A 15,656-nucleotide genomic window follows, 5' to 3' on the forward strand; every position below is an offset into this window, starting at 1 on the left:
TGGACAACGCGTACCGCCTCGCCGACCACGCCCTGCCGGTGCCGGATCCCGGCGACGGGGACCGGCCCAGGACCAGCACCTCCGTTCGCGCGCGGGCGGCGCTCGCATCCCCGGCCCGGCCAGTCCCGGCCGTCCATCCTGGCGCGGCACCGCCCGCCACCGCTCCCCCCTGCGGCACCGCGAGGCAACGCCCGGTGAGCGGTGACGATCAGCAGCGGGATCGCCGCGTGGCGGTCGCGCCCCGCTACGTCGCAGGCTGGAACTCGAACTACCACCAGCAGCTGCGGCATCTGCGGGAGCAGTACGGCTGGTCCCTGGCTCTGCAGAACCGCGGCGAGGATGCCCGGAGCCCGTGCTCGACCGCGCGGGTCTTCGACTTCCGGTGGGCCACCCGCGGTCCGGCCCTGACCATCGAGGTGACCGCCGACGATCACAGCCCGCTGTGGAACGCGGCCATCAGCCGCAACACCCCGGGCGAGATCCTCCTGCCCGTCCTGACCGCTGTGGCCACCGCCGTGCGCGACGAACCGGCCGGTCACCACGGCCGGCCACGCCCCTGCACCATCGCCCCCGACGCCTTGGAACCCCTGCCGGGTTGGCGGCTCTCCCACGCCGCCGGCTCCTCCTGGATCCACGAAGCCCCGGACTCCCTCGCCTGCCTCGTGGTGCGTTCCACCGCCTCCGGCCCCTCCGACCAGGAGGCCGGATACAGCCTTCACGGCGGTCCCGGAGACAGCCCTCGCAACTGGACGGCCCGGTTCTCGCCCACGACCCCGCCCCGGATCGTCGCGGCGATGTACCAGGCCGTCGCCGCCCCCGAGCCACTGGTCCGCTTCCCCGAGGACGTGCCCCCGCACCACTGGCCCTACGCGGTCGTCACCGCGCTCGCACCGCCCGAACCGGCCCGCTCCGCTGCCGCAGCCCTGCGCAGCAAGGCACCACCGCCGCGCCCCGCCGTGGCCACCACCGCAGCCGGTAGCCCTCCGCCCAAAGCGCGACACCGGACCCGTTGAGCGACAAGGAGACCCGCAATCCCCAGCATGTACCGCGCCATCCAGGCCGCCGTGGCCGTCGCCGTGGTCGAAGAGGCCGCCCGAGGGATCCAGCAGGCCATGGACGCCTGGGACGCCGTCAACGACTCGTTCTGCGACGACAGCGGCGCCATCGTCGACACCGAGGGCTGGGGCGCCCGCATCGTCGAACGCGACCTCGCCGCCTACCAGCACTTCACGCAGATCCTCACGTACGGTGCCGCCTTCCTCTTCCACATTCGTCCCGCGACCGAAGCCCCCGCGCAGGCGGACCTCCTGAAGCACGGCAGGAGCGAGCTGTTCGGCGCCTATGTCTCGGCCCACGCGACCATTCGCGACAACTCGCACCTCCAGCGCTCCCTGTCGCGCGAGGAGACCGCTGCGGAGGTGTGGCACGAGATGACCGTGTGGGCCTCCCACACACCCACCATGATCCGCGCCTACCGCCAGGCCGCCTCCGTGCGGGCCCTCGCCACGCACCCGACAGCGAGGCGGGCAACAGCCGGCCCGCCGACCGCCGCTCCCTCTCCCCGGCCGGCCTCCAGCACACCGACGACACCGCCCTCCAGGAGGCTCCCCTGACCGCCCCGGCCCCCGACCCGTCCTCCCCGCACCACCCGTTGAACGCCTCGCGGGAGTACCACGTCGCCCCGCGCCACCTCGCCCCCGGCGCGGGTATGCCCGACACCGCGTTGCAGCGCCTCGCCACCGCCCGGTGGCTCCACGGTGGCGACGACGTCGCCAACGTCTACCTCGCCAGTCCCGACCTGCGCATCCGCTTCGGGTTCCTCCCCGAGACGCCGGGCCCGCTGTGGAAGGCCACCGCGGCCGGCGACCCGTTCCACGGAGAGGCCGCGTGGCTCGTCACGATGAGCGACCACACGCCGGCCGAGATCGTGGCCGACTTCGCCAGCGCTCTCGCCAGCGTGCACGCAGAGGGCCCTGCGGCCTACCTGACGGACAACCATCCGGTCGCCTTCGGCGAGACCCTGGTCGCCGCGGGCTGGAGCACCGTCGAGGACGAGCGGCTTCCCCACGCATTCTCGCAGTCCCCCGACGGCTACGCCGAGGTTCACCACATCCCCGGCGACCTGGACCGCGCGAGCGAACTGGCGGGAACCAGCGCCCGCTGGATCGTCAACGGCGGTACGGACGAGCAACGCTGGTGGATCACCGCGTCATCCGCCACCCCGACGCGCCTGGTCGTCGGCCTCTACGGCGCCGTCGTGAACCCGGCCCCGGTCCGCCGCGAGGGCAGCGATCTCAGGCATGTTCCGGTGTGCGCCACCGTGACCCCGGTCGCTCCCGTACGCGGCAGCAGCCGTGCACTGGCAGCCCACGCCGGCTCCCCCTTGATCCGCTCGGCCCAACCCTCCGTCTCGGCCCAGTCCGGCCCGGCCTTCGTCCGCGGCGGGATCCGACCGGCGTTCTCGCGGTAGGTGAACCGGGCGTCCTGCCGACGGACTCGGTCGCAGTACTCCGACGACTCTCGCCTCCCCCCGATCAGGGGACCGCCCTCCGCCCGGGCTGCCGTCCCGGTTGATCAGAGCAGGGAGAAGGTGTCGAGCTTCCACTCGTCGATCAGGCAGTCCCCCGCTTCGAGGCCGGACAGCGCAGCGGCGAGGTCCCAGAACATCGAGGTCGAGAAGCTGCCAGCGACCACCACATCACCTTGGAGATCCTCCAGCCCGTCGCCCCGTGAATCGCTGCGCGTCAAGGACGCCGACAGGCTGCCCTCGAAGGCTCCGCGGACGGTGAACTCCACGAACCGGCCTTCCCGCCGGAAGTCGAGCGATTCCACGTCGACGACGAACCAGTCGCTCACGGGCGGGCCGGCGCAGAACGGGTTGTCCTCGTGCAGGGACTGCAGGTCCTTCACGACGCGTGTGTCGACCTCGCGCAGCAGTTGTACGACGGGCCCCCGCAGGGCGGAGCCGAGATCTGCCTCGCAGACTTCCGCGAGCAGAGCTTTGGCCCTCCGGCCCCGCTCGTCGAGGGAGACGTTGACTCCTTGCTCGGAGCCGTACGTGTCGACCTCGATCTCCAGCCGTTCGAACGACAGGTGGTCCGCCGACCCGCCAGCCATCGCCAGGATCTGGACGACCGCGGGGGCGAGTTCCAAGAACTCCTCACGGGCCTCCCGTTGGCTCAGGTCCGTCGTGATGACCTGCAGCAGGTGTTCGGCGACCTTGCCGGATCGGCCGAACCCCTCCACGCGTGCGACGACGGCAGGACGGTACTTGGCCGCCCTGTCCAGCTGGATCAGGACGACCGGCGCGTCGGAGGTGGTGTTGGCCTTGCCGGCCGGCCCGTTGCAGGGGGCGCAGATCGGCGCGAGGTTGTGCGGGTCGTGCAGGTCGAAGCCGTCCGGCAGGCCGAAGTGCCCCTTGAGGTGGCGCAGTCGGCCGTCGGAGACATCCTTCGCGATGATGTGGTCGATCTGGCAGCTGTCGAACTCCACCGGTTTCCTGCACAAGTAGCACTTGCGCTTCCACGCCTCCCACAGCGCGAACCTCAGCGCCGAGTTGTCGCCCGGGCCGTAACGAACGCTGCTCGCCCTTCGCATCAGGCGTTCCCCTCCCTCGGTCGGACCAGCCCCCGTTGTACCGCAGCCCGCCCACAACCACCGCTGCTTTCGGCCCACTCCGCACCCGGCGGAGGGCGCCGTCACGTGCCGCCCCGCAGTGCGACAACTGCCCACGCCCGATGCGCACTTGGTGTTCGCCGGGGGCAGACACGATCGACTACGCAAAGCCCCTGAACCCAAGGAAACATGGATGTCTCCCCGCAAACAGGAAGGCAACCACGTGACCGTGGCGACCACCGCCCCGACCGTTCCCGGCCTCAAGCCGGGCGGTCCGGTCGAGCACCGGACCTGGCTGGTCGGACCCGGCAGCCCGTACCTGATCTCCGACGTCCTCGCGGCCCGAGGCTGGAGCTGGGTCATCGACCCGCGCGGCAGCCTCCATGCGGCCAGCCCCGACACCGGCGTCTACCTCGGCTACGCCCCCGACGACCCGAACGCCGACACCTGGACCATCGCCGTCACCGGCACGGCCCACGCCCCCGGCTGGAAGGCGACCTTCGACCGCGAGGCCCCGGTCGAGCTGGTCATCGACCTGATCACGGCGCTGCACGACCGCCCCGCCCGCTGAGCCTCGCGAAGGAGTCCGCCATCACCTCCAGTTCCACCGCACCCGGGGCCGACCTCGTCCTCCGCTTCGCCTCCGTCCGCTACCTGGCAGTCGTCGGCACCGTCTCCACGGCCGCCACCGCAGCCGTCTGCGCGGTCCTCGACCTCGGGCTCCTGGCCTTCGCGCTCAGCCTGACCTGCGGCCAGCAGATCGCCCTCCAGATCAAGCTCCGGCGGCTCCAGAGCGCCGTGGTCGCCGCGACAACCACCGCCCGGATGCCGCAGCAGCGCGGCCCGTCAGACTAGCGGTGCCGGGACCGGGGATCGCCCGCCCCGTCCTCCCGCTCCGACCGCTCCCGCGCCGACCGCTCCCTCGCCGATCCGGAGTCGCCGTGAAGTCCTCCACCCGCCCCCGCCCGTACAACTTCGCCGTCAGGGCAGCCGTGCTCACCTGGGTCTGCACAAGCGCCACGACCGCCGTCGCCTGCGCCGCCGTCGTGATGTACGACGCCGTCCGGTACCACCATGTCGCGTCCGGGCAGTGGACGGTCATGGCCCTCGCCGTCTTCAGCCTCCGATTCGCCTCGTCGTGCTGGGACAAGGTCACCGACGCCGATGTCCTGCACCGTCTTCGCCTCCTCGACGGCCCCTGCGGCGCCGGTGCCCTCGCCCGCCACCTGGGCCGCCGCCGTGGCCCGGTCCACCTGAGCCTGCACCGTCTCTCCCAGGCCGGCCTCGTCGCTCCGGCCGACTCCGTCGACGGCGTAGTCCGTTACACCTCCCGCTGACCGGAAGTCAGAACACGCAGGGCCCGCACCGTGGGTGCGGGCCCTGCGTGTTTGTTCCCGTGGCCGTCCAGGTCCGGCCCTCTCGTCGCGCTCGCCTCAGATGCCGGTGCCGAACGCTCGGTGCGCCGTGCGTCCGATGCGGCGCACCAGGGTGCTCGGCTTGAGGTGGCGCTCGGCGCGCAGGAGGAAGCCGACTGGGGATCCGCCCATCTGCTCCGAGCGAAGCCCGGACGCCGTCTGGCGGGCGGTGACGCCGAGCACCGCGAGGCCGGACACCGCTACCGGCGTGGCTCCCCGCCCCACATGCCGACCACGCCGGTGAGAGCGGGGGCCTGGAAGCCCAGGGGCGCTGGTGAAGACCTTCAGCTCCGGACGGCCGAGGGTCATCACCGGCCCCGCGGGTCGTCGGATCGTCGGACGCTGTCACCTGACGGCACGTCCTCTCTACGCTAGGCATTGTGCCGTAGAGCGGCGAACTGGCGAGACGAACGGGAGTTCGGCGATGGATGTCTCATCAGGCTGCCGGAACGGCCTCTCCGGAATCGTCGCTTGACGGAATCGGGTTCAGGAGCGCGAATAGGCGTTGCCGGTTTTCTGCCAGGTGGCGGACGCGGTGACGCCTGGTGCCGAGGAAGATCCCGTGCACCAACTGGTACACCTCGCTGACCTCGCGGGCCCGCTCGTCCTCCGGCAGCTCGGAGAGCCACAAGCCGCGCGCTCGGACGGACGCTCCGACAAGGAGGCCCGGGAGGTTGAGTGGGCTGGGATAGGTCAGCGCGTACCGCTCGGCGTTGTCGACCAGGTAGATCGTCGATTCCTCGACCTGCATCGACCAGCGCGCGCGCTCGGCCATGATCCGACCGCGCAGCGGCTCCGGGGTATCGCCCACGGGGGTACCGCAGAGACGGGCGGTCGCGCCGATGACGGTGAGGACGTGGCTGGTGAAGGTGTCCCGGTCGGCCCACGCCGCTTTGATCCGGACCGCCCGGGCTTCGAGGCGGGGGCTGAATCGGGAGACGGCGAAGGTGGTGACGAGCACGGTGAGGACGCCGATGATCAGCGTCCGCATCCAGGGGTCAAGCCAGGTGGTCAAGCCCGTGTTCTCCGGACGTCGGGGCCCCGTCGGGCCAGTGGATGGCCCGACGGTATCGCCGGTGGGGCACCGGCCGCCAGGAGCGGGGGAGCCCGTGCTTCAAAGGCTCCCCGCCCCTGGCGTGGTCTGGCGATACCCAAAGGATCGAACCAAGAAAGGGTCTTGGTCCAAGATCCGCAGACTGCACCGGGGCTGTCACGAAGAGGGCCGACAGGTCCTTCTGGCCCCCATGACGAGCCGGGTTGCCCTTCGGCGGTACAGGCAGGACGGCAGCAGACGCCGGTCCTGCCTAACGGACAGCCAGGAGCAGCACCGCCCGTTAGGCGAGATACGCACCTCGGAAAAGTCCGTCGAACCCGAGCGCGGCGTACATGTCCTCGAACGACTCCCACTCCTGCTCGTCGCCACTCTCGTCACGCGAGCCCTCGACGTCCGCGGCCTCCAGGTCCCGCTCGCGCCACTCGTGCGCGCAGCGGCACCGGACGAACACGAGGTCGGGGTGGACGTGGATGAGGAGCCAGTCGCGTTCGCCGCCGCAGTTGGCGCAGGTGATGAGGATCCCACGGGGGTTCAGCGGGCCGGGGTGGGGGACGGCGAGGGTGGCGGGGGCAGACTCGGACGGCTGCGGCTCGTGGCCGAAGCGGAAGTGGGTGTAGCGGTCGTCGCCGGCGTCGGACGTGGTCAAGGAGCCCCCAACTCTCGTGATGTATAGGGTGAAATGCCCAGAGAGCGAATCTTCTTCCACTTTTGTCCAATTTCGCGAGGTGATCCGCATCACCTGGATGCCGGTCAGGGTCGTCGGACGAGAAGGCTCTCGTTCCAGCGAGGCGGTCGGTCACGTCGTTGGCCTAGGGAGAGCCCGGCGGAGGTGAGGGCGGCGACGACACGGGCGGCGAGGTGGTGGCGTGATGGGGAGCTCTCGGTCTGCTGGCCGAGCGCCATGCAGACGCGCTGAAGTCCGTCCTTCTGGAGGGTGGCAGCCGCCAGCACGTTGCGCAGGGCCGTCGCGAGCGTGCGGGCGTCGATCTACTGGGAGTCGAATCCAGGGACCTGGGTGGGCTATTCGTGCATGCGGCGCACCGTCAGCGCGACGGTGGCGTTCCACCAGGTCGCTTCGGAGACGGCGATGGCAAGCGGCTTGTCAGCCGGGGACCAGTCGTCCGGGAGTTCGCTCATGGGGCCTGGTGGCGCGCCAGTCGCTGTGGTGCACGGGTTTTCCTGGGCGGAGTATCGCGTTTCTCCCGTAGCCCGGGGTGGCGTACAGTCGGGTTCACCGACGCGGGGTGGAGCAGCTCGGTAGCTCGCTGGGCTCATAACCCAGAGGTCGCAGGTTCAAATCCTGTCCCCGCTACGACGAAGGCCCGGGGCCGCGCACAGTGTGCGCGGCCCCGGGCCTTGTTTGTTGTCAGTCGATGGTGATGTCGAGGTGGCGTGCGGCGTCTGCGAGGTGCTGGAGGCAGATCTCGGCGGTGGCGGCAGTGGCAACGAGGTGAGCGACACGGGCGGTGCCGAGGTTGCCCGCGGGCGGGAGGAGGACCTGGTCACCGGTCCGGTGCTCCCACACCAGGCGTTCCAGCCAGTGCTGGTGAAGTAGTGCCGGGTGGGCGGCGGCCCGGGTGAGTCGGCCGTCCGCCGGGGCGTAGGCCATGTGGATGGCGGCGGCCCGGCGGCGGGTGGGGGTCACGTCGGGGCGCAGGCCGAGCGCGATATCGGCGGCGGCGAGCGGCAGGTCGATGCCGGTGGCCTCGCGGACGAGGTGCGGGATCAGGTCACCGCCGAGCCTGCCGTTCACTTCGATCAGGCGCGGGCCGCCGCGGTCGGTCAGGCGCATCTCGACGTGGGAGACGCCGTTGGCGAAGCCGACCGCGTGGAGTGCCTGGACGGCGACGGGCCCGACGACGGCGAGGAGCGGGTCGCCGGCTTCGACGCTGTGGCCGGTCTCCTCGAAGTAGGGGGGCGGGCCGAGGCGCTTGCGGGTGACGGCGACCGGGGTGGTCACTCCGCGGACGGTGACGCACTCGACGCTGATCTCCGGGCCGTCGAGGTACTCCTCGACCAGGACTCCGCAGCGGCCGGTGGTGTCCTCGTGGTCGCCCGCCGCCCGGGAGGCGAGGTCGAACGCCGTCCGGAGGTCCTTGGGGGTGGCGGCGAGACTGACGCCGATGCTTCCGGCCGCGGCGGCGGGCTTGAGGACGACGGGGTACCCGATGCCGGCCGCGGCGGCGCGGGCCTGTTCGAGGGTGTCGGCGCGGACGCTGGCGGCGGAGGGGACGTTGAAGGCGGCGAACGCGGCGCGGCCGACCGCCTTGTCGCGGCAGGCGTGGGCGGTGGCGGTGGAGTTCCCGAACGTGGCGAACCGGCAGGCGAGGTGGGCTGCGGTGTGCTGGGCGAACTCGTCCCAGGTCAGGACGCCGTCGATGCGGTGGTCGGCGGCCAGGCGCTCGGCTGCGGCGAGGCTCGCGTCCGGGTCCGTGGTGTCGGCGACTTCGTGGCCGTGGATGTAGGGCGCTTCCCAGGTCGGCTCCACCGGGGTGAGGAGGACGACTCGGTGGTGCTCGGCGATCTGCTCCAGCGCGTAGCGCCTGTACTGCTCGTCGCCGGCGGATACGAGCAGGAGCGTGGGGATGGTGCTGGTCAGGAGGGGTCCTTCCGAAGGCGGGCGGGGACGGGGCAGGTGTCACCAGGGCAGGGTGGGATGGTGGTGCAAGGCCTGTTCGCCGAGGCTGCGGGAGAGGGCGGCGAGCGCCTTCGCGGTGGCGGGGTCGTGGGCGGGCAGGTGCACGACGGTGCGCAGGACGTGCGGCTGGTACCCGAGGCGTCTCTTCGCCTGGTAGTTGGCCCGCCCGGCGTCGATGTGTCGGGCGCCCTGCTCCAGGGCCCAGCGGGGTGCCTCGGTCATCAGCCAGGTGTAGGCCAGGCGGCCGAGGGGGTGCTGGTAGTCGATGCCGGACGCCCAGAGGTACAGGCGGTCGTCGTGGAGCCAGCTGTACAGGCCGCCGACGAGGTGGCCGTCGGTGCGGGCAGCGAGGAGGACGGCCCCTGGCACCTCGGCAAGGCGCTCGAACATGTCCCGGCCGTACAGCGGGCAGCCGTGGCGCTCGGCGGTGCCGACGGCGAGTCGGGTGAACTCCTCCAGGTGGGGCAGCATCCGCTTCCCGGCCAGAGGATGGAGTGCGAGTCCGGCCTCGGTGCCGCGCCGCCACTGGCGGCGGATGTCCCGCCGGTGGCTGGCGGGGGTGTTCGCCCACCAGTGGTCGAGCCCCACGCCGGGGTCGAGGTCGCGGACGTGGGCGACGTCGGTGGCCAGGTCGAGGACGTGCGCGGTGCCCTGGCGCCGACCGGCGGCGGCGAGCCGCTTCGCCTGGTCAGTGTCGAGACCGGGGTAGACGACGGCGCGGGCGCCGAGCTCCGCGGCGAGGTCGAGGCCCGCGCGGGCGGCCACCGCGGCCGTCCGGTCGGTGGCGGCTCCGGCACCGCCGTACTGGCCGTGGGGACTGCCGGAGTACAGGACGGGCCCGGGCCACACGGGTGCAACCCCCGCGTCGACTTCCTGGCTGGTCCAGTACGGGCAGCCGTCGGCGCCGACGAGGAAGTACGGCACGGTCTCGGTGACGGCGGCGTCGAGGTCGGTGACGTGCAGGTGGCGGTGGGCGTCGATCTGCTCGGTGCTGACGTGCTCCCAGGCGGCGGTCCACTGCCGGGTCCGGGAGGGGTGGGAGGCGCGGTGGTCGTCGCCGGGGGCGTCGTCGATGGTGTCGTACCAGACGCCGAGGGCGCGGGTGCGCTCGTAGCCGTGGTCGGTGGGGGTGTGGGTGATGTGTCGCTCCGAGGGTCGGCGTACGGGTTGGCCTGGAGGCTGTGCTGGTCAGGCGGCCTTCAGGTGCTGTTCGGCGTCGTCGTGGTGCTCCCAGGCGGTGCGGTGGGCGCGAAGTCCCCGGAAGCAGGCCCAGGTGCCGGCCGCGACGACCAGTCCGGCGGTCGCGATGAGCACGCGCAGGTGGTCGGCGGGCCAGAGCGCGACCAGCAGCCCGGCCAGTGGGAGCGGGGCGAGGATGAGCAGGACGGTGGTGGCGAGTGTGGCGGCGAAGTCCCGTTCGGGGATGAGCCGGGTGCGGGCGGTGCGCAGGACGACGGTGACCGCGCCCTCGCCGGCCATCAGCAGTGCGACGGTGGTGGTGTAGAGGGCCAGGTTGGGTGCGAGGGCGCTGGCGATGGTGGCGGCGCACATGGCGGCGGCCGAGGCGGTGCCGACGGCGAGCAGGCCCCACCGGTCGATGGCGCGGTGGGCGGTGGCGACGGCGGCCAGCGAGAGGGCGGCGGCGATGCTCCACACCAGGCCGACTGCCGCGCTGGTGTGGTCCAGGGTGCGGGTGACGGTGATCGGTGCGGACACCTGCAGGAGCCCGCTGGCGAGGTTGACGCAGGCGAGCGCGCCGACCAGCCAGGCCAGCGCAGGGGCGCGGCGCAGGGTGCCGAGGCCGGTGGCGAGGGCGGCGAGCGGGTGCCGGGCCGCGGGTTCGGCGGTGACGAGGTGCAGGCGCGGGTGGTGGGTGCGCACGGTGGCGGCGACGGTCGCGGTGACGGTGGACAGGACGGCGACGGCGGCCAGCAGCAGGGCGGGTCCGGCAAGCAGGAGAAATCCGCCGATCAGCGGGCCGATCAGGAGCGCGGCCTGGTCGGTGCCGGTGAGGACGGCCTGCACCCGGTGGGCGCGGTCGCTGGCGCGGCGGCTGGCCTCGGCGCCGACGGCCTCGTTCGCCAGGAAGCTCGCCTCGGCCAGCATGCCCGCGGTGACGCCGAAGGCCAGCACCAGCCAGGGGCCTGCTCCGGCGGCCAGGCCGGCGATGGTGGCGAGGGCGGCGCCCGCCCGCAGCAGGCTGGTCGTCAGGACGGCGACGCGCGGGCTTCGGCGGTCGATGATCGGGCCCGCGCCCGCGATGGCGAGCAGGCGCGGCAGCCACTCCAGGAGGAACGCGAGCCCGGCCCAGGCTGGGGAGTGGGTGAGGGTGAGGACGAGCAGCGGCACGGCGTACATCACGACGGCTGCGGCGAGGGAGTCGGTGGCGCGCAGGAGGTAGCAGCGCAGCAGCCAGTCGCGCTCGGCCGCGCCGGCTGGGCGGTAGCGGCGGGTTGCGGCGGTCGGACGGGGCAAGGCGGTCTCCCTGGTCGGGCGCGGTGGGGTGGTGGGCCGGAGGCCGGCGAAGCCGTCGGTGGCCGGGTCCTCGGCGCCGTCGTGGTCCGGCGGGGGTGACCGGGCTGGTCGGTGGCGGCGTGTGGGCCTCGCCCTGGTGGTGGGCGGTGCGCGCTGTCGGCGCGTAGCGGTTCAGCGGGTGGGGCGCCGTGGGCCGGGTTGCGGCGTGGTGGCCGGGGCGGCCCCGGTCGGCGGGGAGGTGGGGGCGGGGCTGCGGGTGGAGCGGGCGCGCGCCGCCCTGGCTGTCGCGTCCGGGTCCGGGACGGGTGCGCCGATCCTCGCGGTGACGTGCGCGGCCAGGTCCGGCAGCGGTCCGTTCGCGAGCTGCAGGGCGTAGGGCCTGGCCTGGTGGTCGCGCAGCTCTTCGAGGCGGCGCCGCTCCGGGGCGGACTCGGCGCCGGTCCCGGGGGGCGTGGCCTCCTCCCAGGTGGTCCGGATCTCCTGGAGGCGGGTGAGAGCGTCCGCCGTGGTGTGCAGTGTTGGCAGCTGCGGTCCGACGGCCGGGTCGAGGTGGTCGTCGGCGACGGTGGCGGCCCGGATGCCGGCGAGCAGGTGTGGTCCGTTGGCCAGAAGGACCTCGACGTGGCTCCACAGTCCCCGGGTGCGGGTGGCGCCCAGGTCCCGGATGTCCTCGGCGGCGAAGCCCAGCACGACGGTCCGGGCCTCCCACAGCGCCCGCCGGTACTGCGGTGCGAGGGTGTCGTTGATCGCGGCGGAAAGGGCGGTCGGGGTCGCGCCCGAGGGGACGGACACGGTGCCGGGGCGCCGGACGGAGCCGAGGTTGTACCCGCCCAGGCCTTCGGGGACCGCGGCTCCCACGGTGAGCGGGGAGTCCTCGCCCATCTGCACGGCGAGGAGCCGTTCGCCGCCCGGTCCGGTGAGGAGGGCGGCGTCGTGCGGGGCGACCGTGGTGGTCCACGGCGCCCTCCAACCCCAGGTCTGGTCCTGGAGGTCGGCGAGATCGCGGCCGGGGGCGAGATGGCACGGTTCGGCGGACCAGGTCGGCAGGCGATCGGTCAGATGGGTGGCGAGCGGGGAATCGGGTGCCGGGCCGCGGGGCCGGTCGGGCAGGGCCCGGCCGTCCTCGTCGAAGTACACCAGCGCGGACTTCGCCCCGGCCGACGCCGCCCACGCGAAGGAACGGCGCGACGGCGTGAACAGGGCGTTCGGCTCGTGCCACTTTCCGTCGCTGACGTGGCCGGCGAACATGACCGATTCCCAGTCGGGGTCCGTCCAGGGGATGCGGTCGCGGTGGGCGGCGAGCAGCTTCTCGAACGCGGTGAAGTCTTCGCTGCGCAGGTCGGCGTGGTCGATGTAGAGGTCGGTGTCGTCGGGCATAAGTCCGCTTCCTGGTCGGGTGTCGTCGGGGAACTGGCCACAGGGCTGGGCGGCCGGGCCGGGGGTGGTGGATCGGCCGCCGACGGAGCCCTGGTGGCGTCCGTCGGCGGCCGGGTCAGCGGCGCCGTCGAGGGTCGGCGGGGGCGGCGGGCGCCGTGCGGGCGCCGACCGGGCCGGGCCGGGCTCCGTCTGCGCCGGCGGGGTGGGGCAGCTTGGCGATGTGCCGCACCCGCCAGGTGAGCACCGCGGTCTCCGAGTCGGCGCTGTCCAGCTCCCGCCATGAGCGGGCACGCTCCAGCAGCGTCTTCGGGTCGTGCCCGGCCGCCTCGGCCTCGGCGAGCGCGGCGGCGAGCGCGTCGAACTCCGGCGCGGCCAGCAGGCGGTGCGCGCCCTCGCCCGGCACCGCCCGGCGAACGGCTTGTTCCTGGCGCTCGCGCACCCGGGGCGGCAGGGCCCGGCCGCGTTCCTGCAGGACGGCCATCGGCCGGGCAGCGGCCTGCCGGTAGGCGGCGCGCAGGTGGTCGGCCGTCTGCCGTGCGGCGGCGGCCTGCTGGAGGTGGCCGCGCTCGGCGTGCCACCGGCCGGCGGCGATGACGAGCAGGACCAGCACCGACAGCAGGGTGGCCGCGGCCGAGCCGTCCGGACCTCGGTTGCCGCTGTAGCCGCCGGACAGCACGGCGCGGGCGGCGCTGCGCACCGAGCGGGCGGAGGAGTTGGCCGCGCGCACGTGCGACCGGGAGGCCCGCTCGAAGGCGCGGGCGGCGGCGAGCAGTTGCTGTTTCTGCCCGGGCAGGGCGGTGGCGGCGAGCGCGTCGAGGACCTCTCCGGTCGCCTCGGTCACCGCGGCGGCATCGGCCGGTGTCTCGCCGTCGAGCACGTCGAGGGCGTCGGCGGCCGCGTCGGCCGCCCGCAGTCGCGCGGTCGCGGCCGGGGAGCGGCGTCCGGTGGGCGTCCGTCCGCCGCCCGCCGGGGCGGTGCTCTGGTCGTCGGCCGTGCGGTCGTCGAGCGGCACCTGGAGGCGGCGGCGGATCCTGGGCAGCGTCAGGTCCGGGGCGAGCCGGTACCCGCCGAAGAACACCGGCTCTCCCGCGCTGTCGCGCTCGCCGACCAGGGCGACGCTGTATCCGAGGGTGTCGCCGGACGGCCCGGTCTTCCGGTTGACCAGCACGCCTGTGGCCTCCAGCCGGGCGAAGAACTCCTCCTCGCCGCGTGCGCCGGCCAGCGCCTGGCGGACGGCGTCGCGCAGCCGCTGGCGGCTCGTGTCCTCCTCGCCCAGGCGTTGGGCCTTGTGCTTCTCGCGGTTCGTCGGTTCCTTGGCCGCTGTGCCGTCGCCGGGGTTGAGCTGCCGCAGCCCCCACTCCTTCTCGATCTTGCGGCATTCGGCCTGGGCCCGGGGATAGTCCTTGCGCAGGCGGGCCTGGGTGAGGTTCCCGCGGACCGTGGTGGCGACGATGTGGATGTGGTCGGCGGCGTGACGGACCGCCACCCACCGACAGCCCTCCGGATCGCCGTCCGCGGCTATGCCGGTGGCGGCGACGACCCGGCGGGCGACCTCGGCCCACTCCTCCTCGGTCAGGAGCCGGTCGTCCGGGGCGGTGCGCACCGAGCAGTGCCAGACGTGCTGGGCGGGCCTGCGGGCGCGGCCGAGCTGGTCGACCCGCATGTCGAGCACGGACTGCAGCTGCTTGAGCGAGGCGTCTGCGTCTCGGCCGGGGTCGGGGGCGAAGCCGTCGAAGGAGGCGACCAGGTGCGGATCGGTGTGCTCGTCGCGGCGGCCCGGCCCGTAGAGGTAGGCGAGCAGTCCGTAGGTCTTCGAGCCCATGACGATGTTCGGCACCATGCGGTCAGCGGTCCTTCAGGAGCTTGGCCGAGGCGGTGTCGATGGCGGTGACCGTCGTGCGTACGGCGGCGAGGGCGGCGACCAGGTCGGCCGGGTTCGGCAGGCCGCCGGAGTTCAGCTCGCGGGCGATCTGGTTCAAGTTGTTGCCGACGCGGGCGGTCTGCCGGCGCGCGGCGGCGAGCTCGTCGAGCGATCGGTCGAGACGGTCGTCGGGGTCGAGGACGGTGCTGCGGCGGGCAGCGGCGAGTGCTGCGGCGGCGACGAAGCGGGCGGCGGTCTGCGCGCGCTCGACGGCGGCGCTCTTGATCTCGGACTCTTCGGACAGGCTCAGACGGACGGTCAGCTTGCGCTGGCGCTGCTGCGGCTCGTGGAAGCGGCGGCGCGGGCGGCGAACGGTGCTCGGCTCGTCGTCGGCAGCGGCTGTCATCGGTGGTCTTCCTGTCAGTTGGTCCTGTTTGCCGATGCCCCCTGGCTTCGGCGAGTCGAAGTCGAGTCGAGCGCCCCCGCTCGGCCCGGCTTCGGCTTCCCCGCCCCCTTGGGCGGGGCGTGCGCCGTGGACCGTCCGATAGGACGGTCCACGGCACTAGCTCGCTCCGCCGTAGGTGGCAACCCGTCCGGGCGAGGGCTTCGTCGTGCTCGGGCCAGCGGTGTCGGCCCATGGTGGGGCCGCTAGAAGTCGTCGTTGGCCAGGCCCCGAGCAGCGAACGCGACGGCCAGGTGGTCCATCACCAGCTCCTCCACCTGGTCGCTGGTGAGCTGCTGGGCCTGGCTGTTGGCCGTACGGCGGACGGTCCAACGGCCGTCGCCCGCCGGCGTGGCGCTGTGGAGGTGGCCGCGGCTGGCGAGAACGGTCAGGAAGTCGGCGACGAGGTCGGTGTCGGCGAGGACGGCGTTGCTCATGAGGTGTCTCCAGGGGGTTGGGGTGGGGTTGATGAGGCTGTGGGGTCCGCGGTCACCGATGCGGTGGCGGGGGTTTGTCGCTGCGCAGCTGCTGGACGAGTTCGCCGGCCACCTGGTTGGACACAGGCAACCCGCTCTCGCGAATGGCGGTGGCCACGACTGCGCGGGTGATCCGTCCGGCCCTCGCTGCGGCTTCACGGCCGATCCGCAACATCTCCTCCGGGTCGGAACCGCCGGACCGAGAGCCCGGACCGTCCACGCCCGGACCGCCGGACCGAGAGCCCGGACCGTCCACGCCCGGACCGCCGGACCGAGAGCCCGGACCGTCCACGCCCGGACCGC

General features: G+C 73.2%; 16 protein-coding genes and 1 tRNA gene. 6 read left to right on the plus strand and 11 right to left on the minus strand.

What is annotated here, in order from left to right:
• Nucleotides 1-227 precede the first annotated feature (227 nt).
• From AC067J_RS07835 to AC067J_RS07845, 3 genes are read left to right on the plus strand one after another with little or no spacing between them, the layout of a single operon-like run.
• Entirely contained in the window at nt 228-1,013 is a 786-nt protein-coding gene (locus AC067J_RS07835) for a DUF317 domain-containing protein (protein WP_401002352.1), read from the plus strand.
• A 27-nt stretch (nt 1,014-1,040) separates the two neighbouring features.
• On the plus strand, nt 1,041-1,613 hold the full coding sequence (locus tag AC067J_RS07840; protein ID WP_478297056.1) for a hypothetical protein: 573 nt from the start codon (nt 1,041-1,043) through the stop codon (nt 1,611-1,613).
• 38 nt (nt 1,614-1,651) lie between these two features.
• Nucleotides 1,652-2,470 (plus strand): SPDY domain-containing protein, encoded by an 819-nt coding sequence (locus tag AC067J_RS07845; RefSeq protein WP_478297057.1) that lies wholly within the window; start codon nt 1,652-1,654, stop codon nt 2,468-2,470.
• A 104-nt stretch (nt 2,471-2,574) separates the two neighbouring features.
• On the opposite strand, the gene AC067J_RS07850 is transcribed toward AC067J_RS07845, so the two are convergent.
• On the minus strand, nt 2,575-3,597 hold the full coding sequence (locus AC067J_RS07850) for an HNH endonuclease (protein ID WP_478297058.1): 1,023 nt from the start codon (nt 3,595-3,597) through the stop codon (nt 2,575-2,577).
• A 211-nt stretch (nt 3,598-3,808) separates the two neighbouring features.
• Between AC067J_RS07850 and AC067J_RS07855 the strand changes: the two genes are divergently transcribed.
• Both AC067J_RS07855 and AC067J_RS07860 read left to right on the plus strand, forming a co-directional pair.
• Nucleotides 3,809-4,186, plus strand: coding sequence for an SPDY domain-containing protein (locus tag AC067J_RS07855; RefSeq protein WP_401002356.1), 378 nt, complete (start codon nt 3,809-3,811; stop codon nt 4,184-4,186).
• Between the two features lie 370 nt (nt 4,187-4,556).
• Entirely contained in the window at nt 4,557-4,952 is a 396-nt protein-coding gene (locus tag AC067J_RS07860) for a hypothetical protein (RefSeq protein WP_401002357.1), read from the plus strand.
• 96 nt (nt 4,953-5,048) lie between these two features.
• Here the strand turns inward: AC067J_RS07860 and AC067J_RS07865 are convergent, their stop codons facing one another.
• The 3 genes from AC067J_RS07865 to AC067J_RS07875 all read right to left on the minus strand — a co-directional run bounded on the left by AC067J_RS07865 (nt 5,049) and on the right by AC067J_RS07875 (nt 6,730).
• A complete protein-coding gene (locus AC067J_RS07865) occupies nt 5,049-5,228 on the minus strand; it encodes a hypothetical protein (protein WP_401002358.1) in 180 nt (59 codons plus the stop codon).
• 238 nt (nt 5,229-5,466) lie between these two features.
• Nucleotides 5,467-6,021: a hypothetical protein gene (locus AC067J_RS07870; protein WP_401002359.1), complete on the minus strand. Its 555-nt coding sequence runs from the start codon at nt 6,019-6,021 to the stop codon at nt 5,467-5,469.
• A gap of 343 nt (nt 6,022-6,364) precedes the next feature.
• On the minus strand, nt 6,365-6,730 hold the full coding sequence (locus AC067J_RS07875; protein WP_401002360.1) for a hypothetical protein: 366 nt from the start codon (nt 6,728-6,730) through the stop codon (nt 6,365-6,367).
• 592 nt (nt 6,731-7,322) lie between these two features.
• Between AC067J_RS07875 and AC067J_RS07880 the strand changes: the two genes are divergently transcribed.
• Nucleotides 7,323-7,396, plus strand: a tRNA-Met gene (locus tag AC067J_RS07880).
• A gap of 54 nt (nt 7,397-7,450) precedes the next feature.
• Here AC067J_RS07880 and AC067J_RS07885 read toward each other — a convergent pair.
• The 7 genes from AC067J_RS07885 to AC067J_RS07915 form a co-directional block, all read right to left on the minus strand.
• A complete protein-coding gene (locus tag AC067J_RS07885) occupies nt 7,451-8,572 on the minus strand; it encodes an ATP-grasp domain-containing protein (RefSeq protein WP_401002361.1) in 1,122 nt (373 codons plus the stop codon).
• Between the two features lie 150 nt (nt 8,573-8,722).
• On the minus strand, nt 8,723-9,646 hold the full coding sequence (locus tag AC067J_RS07890; RefSeq protein WP_401002362.1) for a GNAT family N-acetyltransferase: 924 nt from the start codon (nt 9,644-9,646) through the stop codon (nt 8,723-8,725).
• A 264-nt stretch (nt 9,647-9,910) separates the two neighbouring features.
• Complete coding sequence (locus tag AC067J_RS07895) at nt 9,911-11,197, minus strand: MFS transporter (RefSeq protein ID WP_478297059.1); 1,287 nt, start codon at nt 11,195-11,197, stop codon at nt 9,911-9,913.
• Nucleotides 11,198-11,368: 171 nt separating this feature from the next.
• Nucleotides 11,369-12,574, minus strand: coding sequence for a hypothetical protein (locus AC067J_RS07900; RefSeq protein ID WP_478297060.1), 1,206 nt, complete (start codon nt 12,572-12,574; stop codon nt 11,369-11,371).
• A 115-nt stretch (nt 12,575-12,689) separates the two neighbouring features.
• Entirely contained in the window at nt 12,690-14,414 is a 1,725-nt protein-coding gene (locus tag AC067J_RS07905; protein WP_478297061.1) for a relaxase/mobilization nuclease domain-containing protein, read from the minus strand.
• Nucleotides 14,415-14,418: 4 nt separating this feature from the next.
• Nucleotides 14,419-14,841, minus strand: a complete 423-nt coding sequence (gene mobC, locus AC067J_RS07910) for a plasmid mobilization relaxosome protein MobC (RefSeq protein ID WP_478297062.1) — start codon at nt 14,839-14,841, stop codon at nt 14,419-14,421.
• 242 nt (nt 14,842-15,083) lie between these two features.
• Nucleotides 15,084-15,314, minus strand: coding sequence for a hypothetical protein (locus AC067J_RS07915; RefSeq protein ID WP_401002367.1), 231 nt, complete (start codon nt 15,312-15,314; stop codon nt 15,084-15,086).
• Nucleotides 15,315-15,656: the final 342 nt, after the last annotated feature.

Source organism: Kitasatospora sp. NPDC042419 (genome assembly GCF_056437345.1).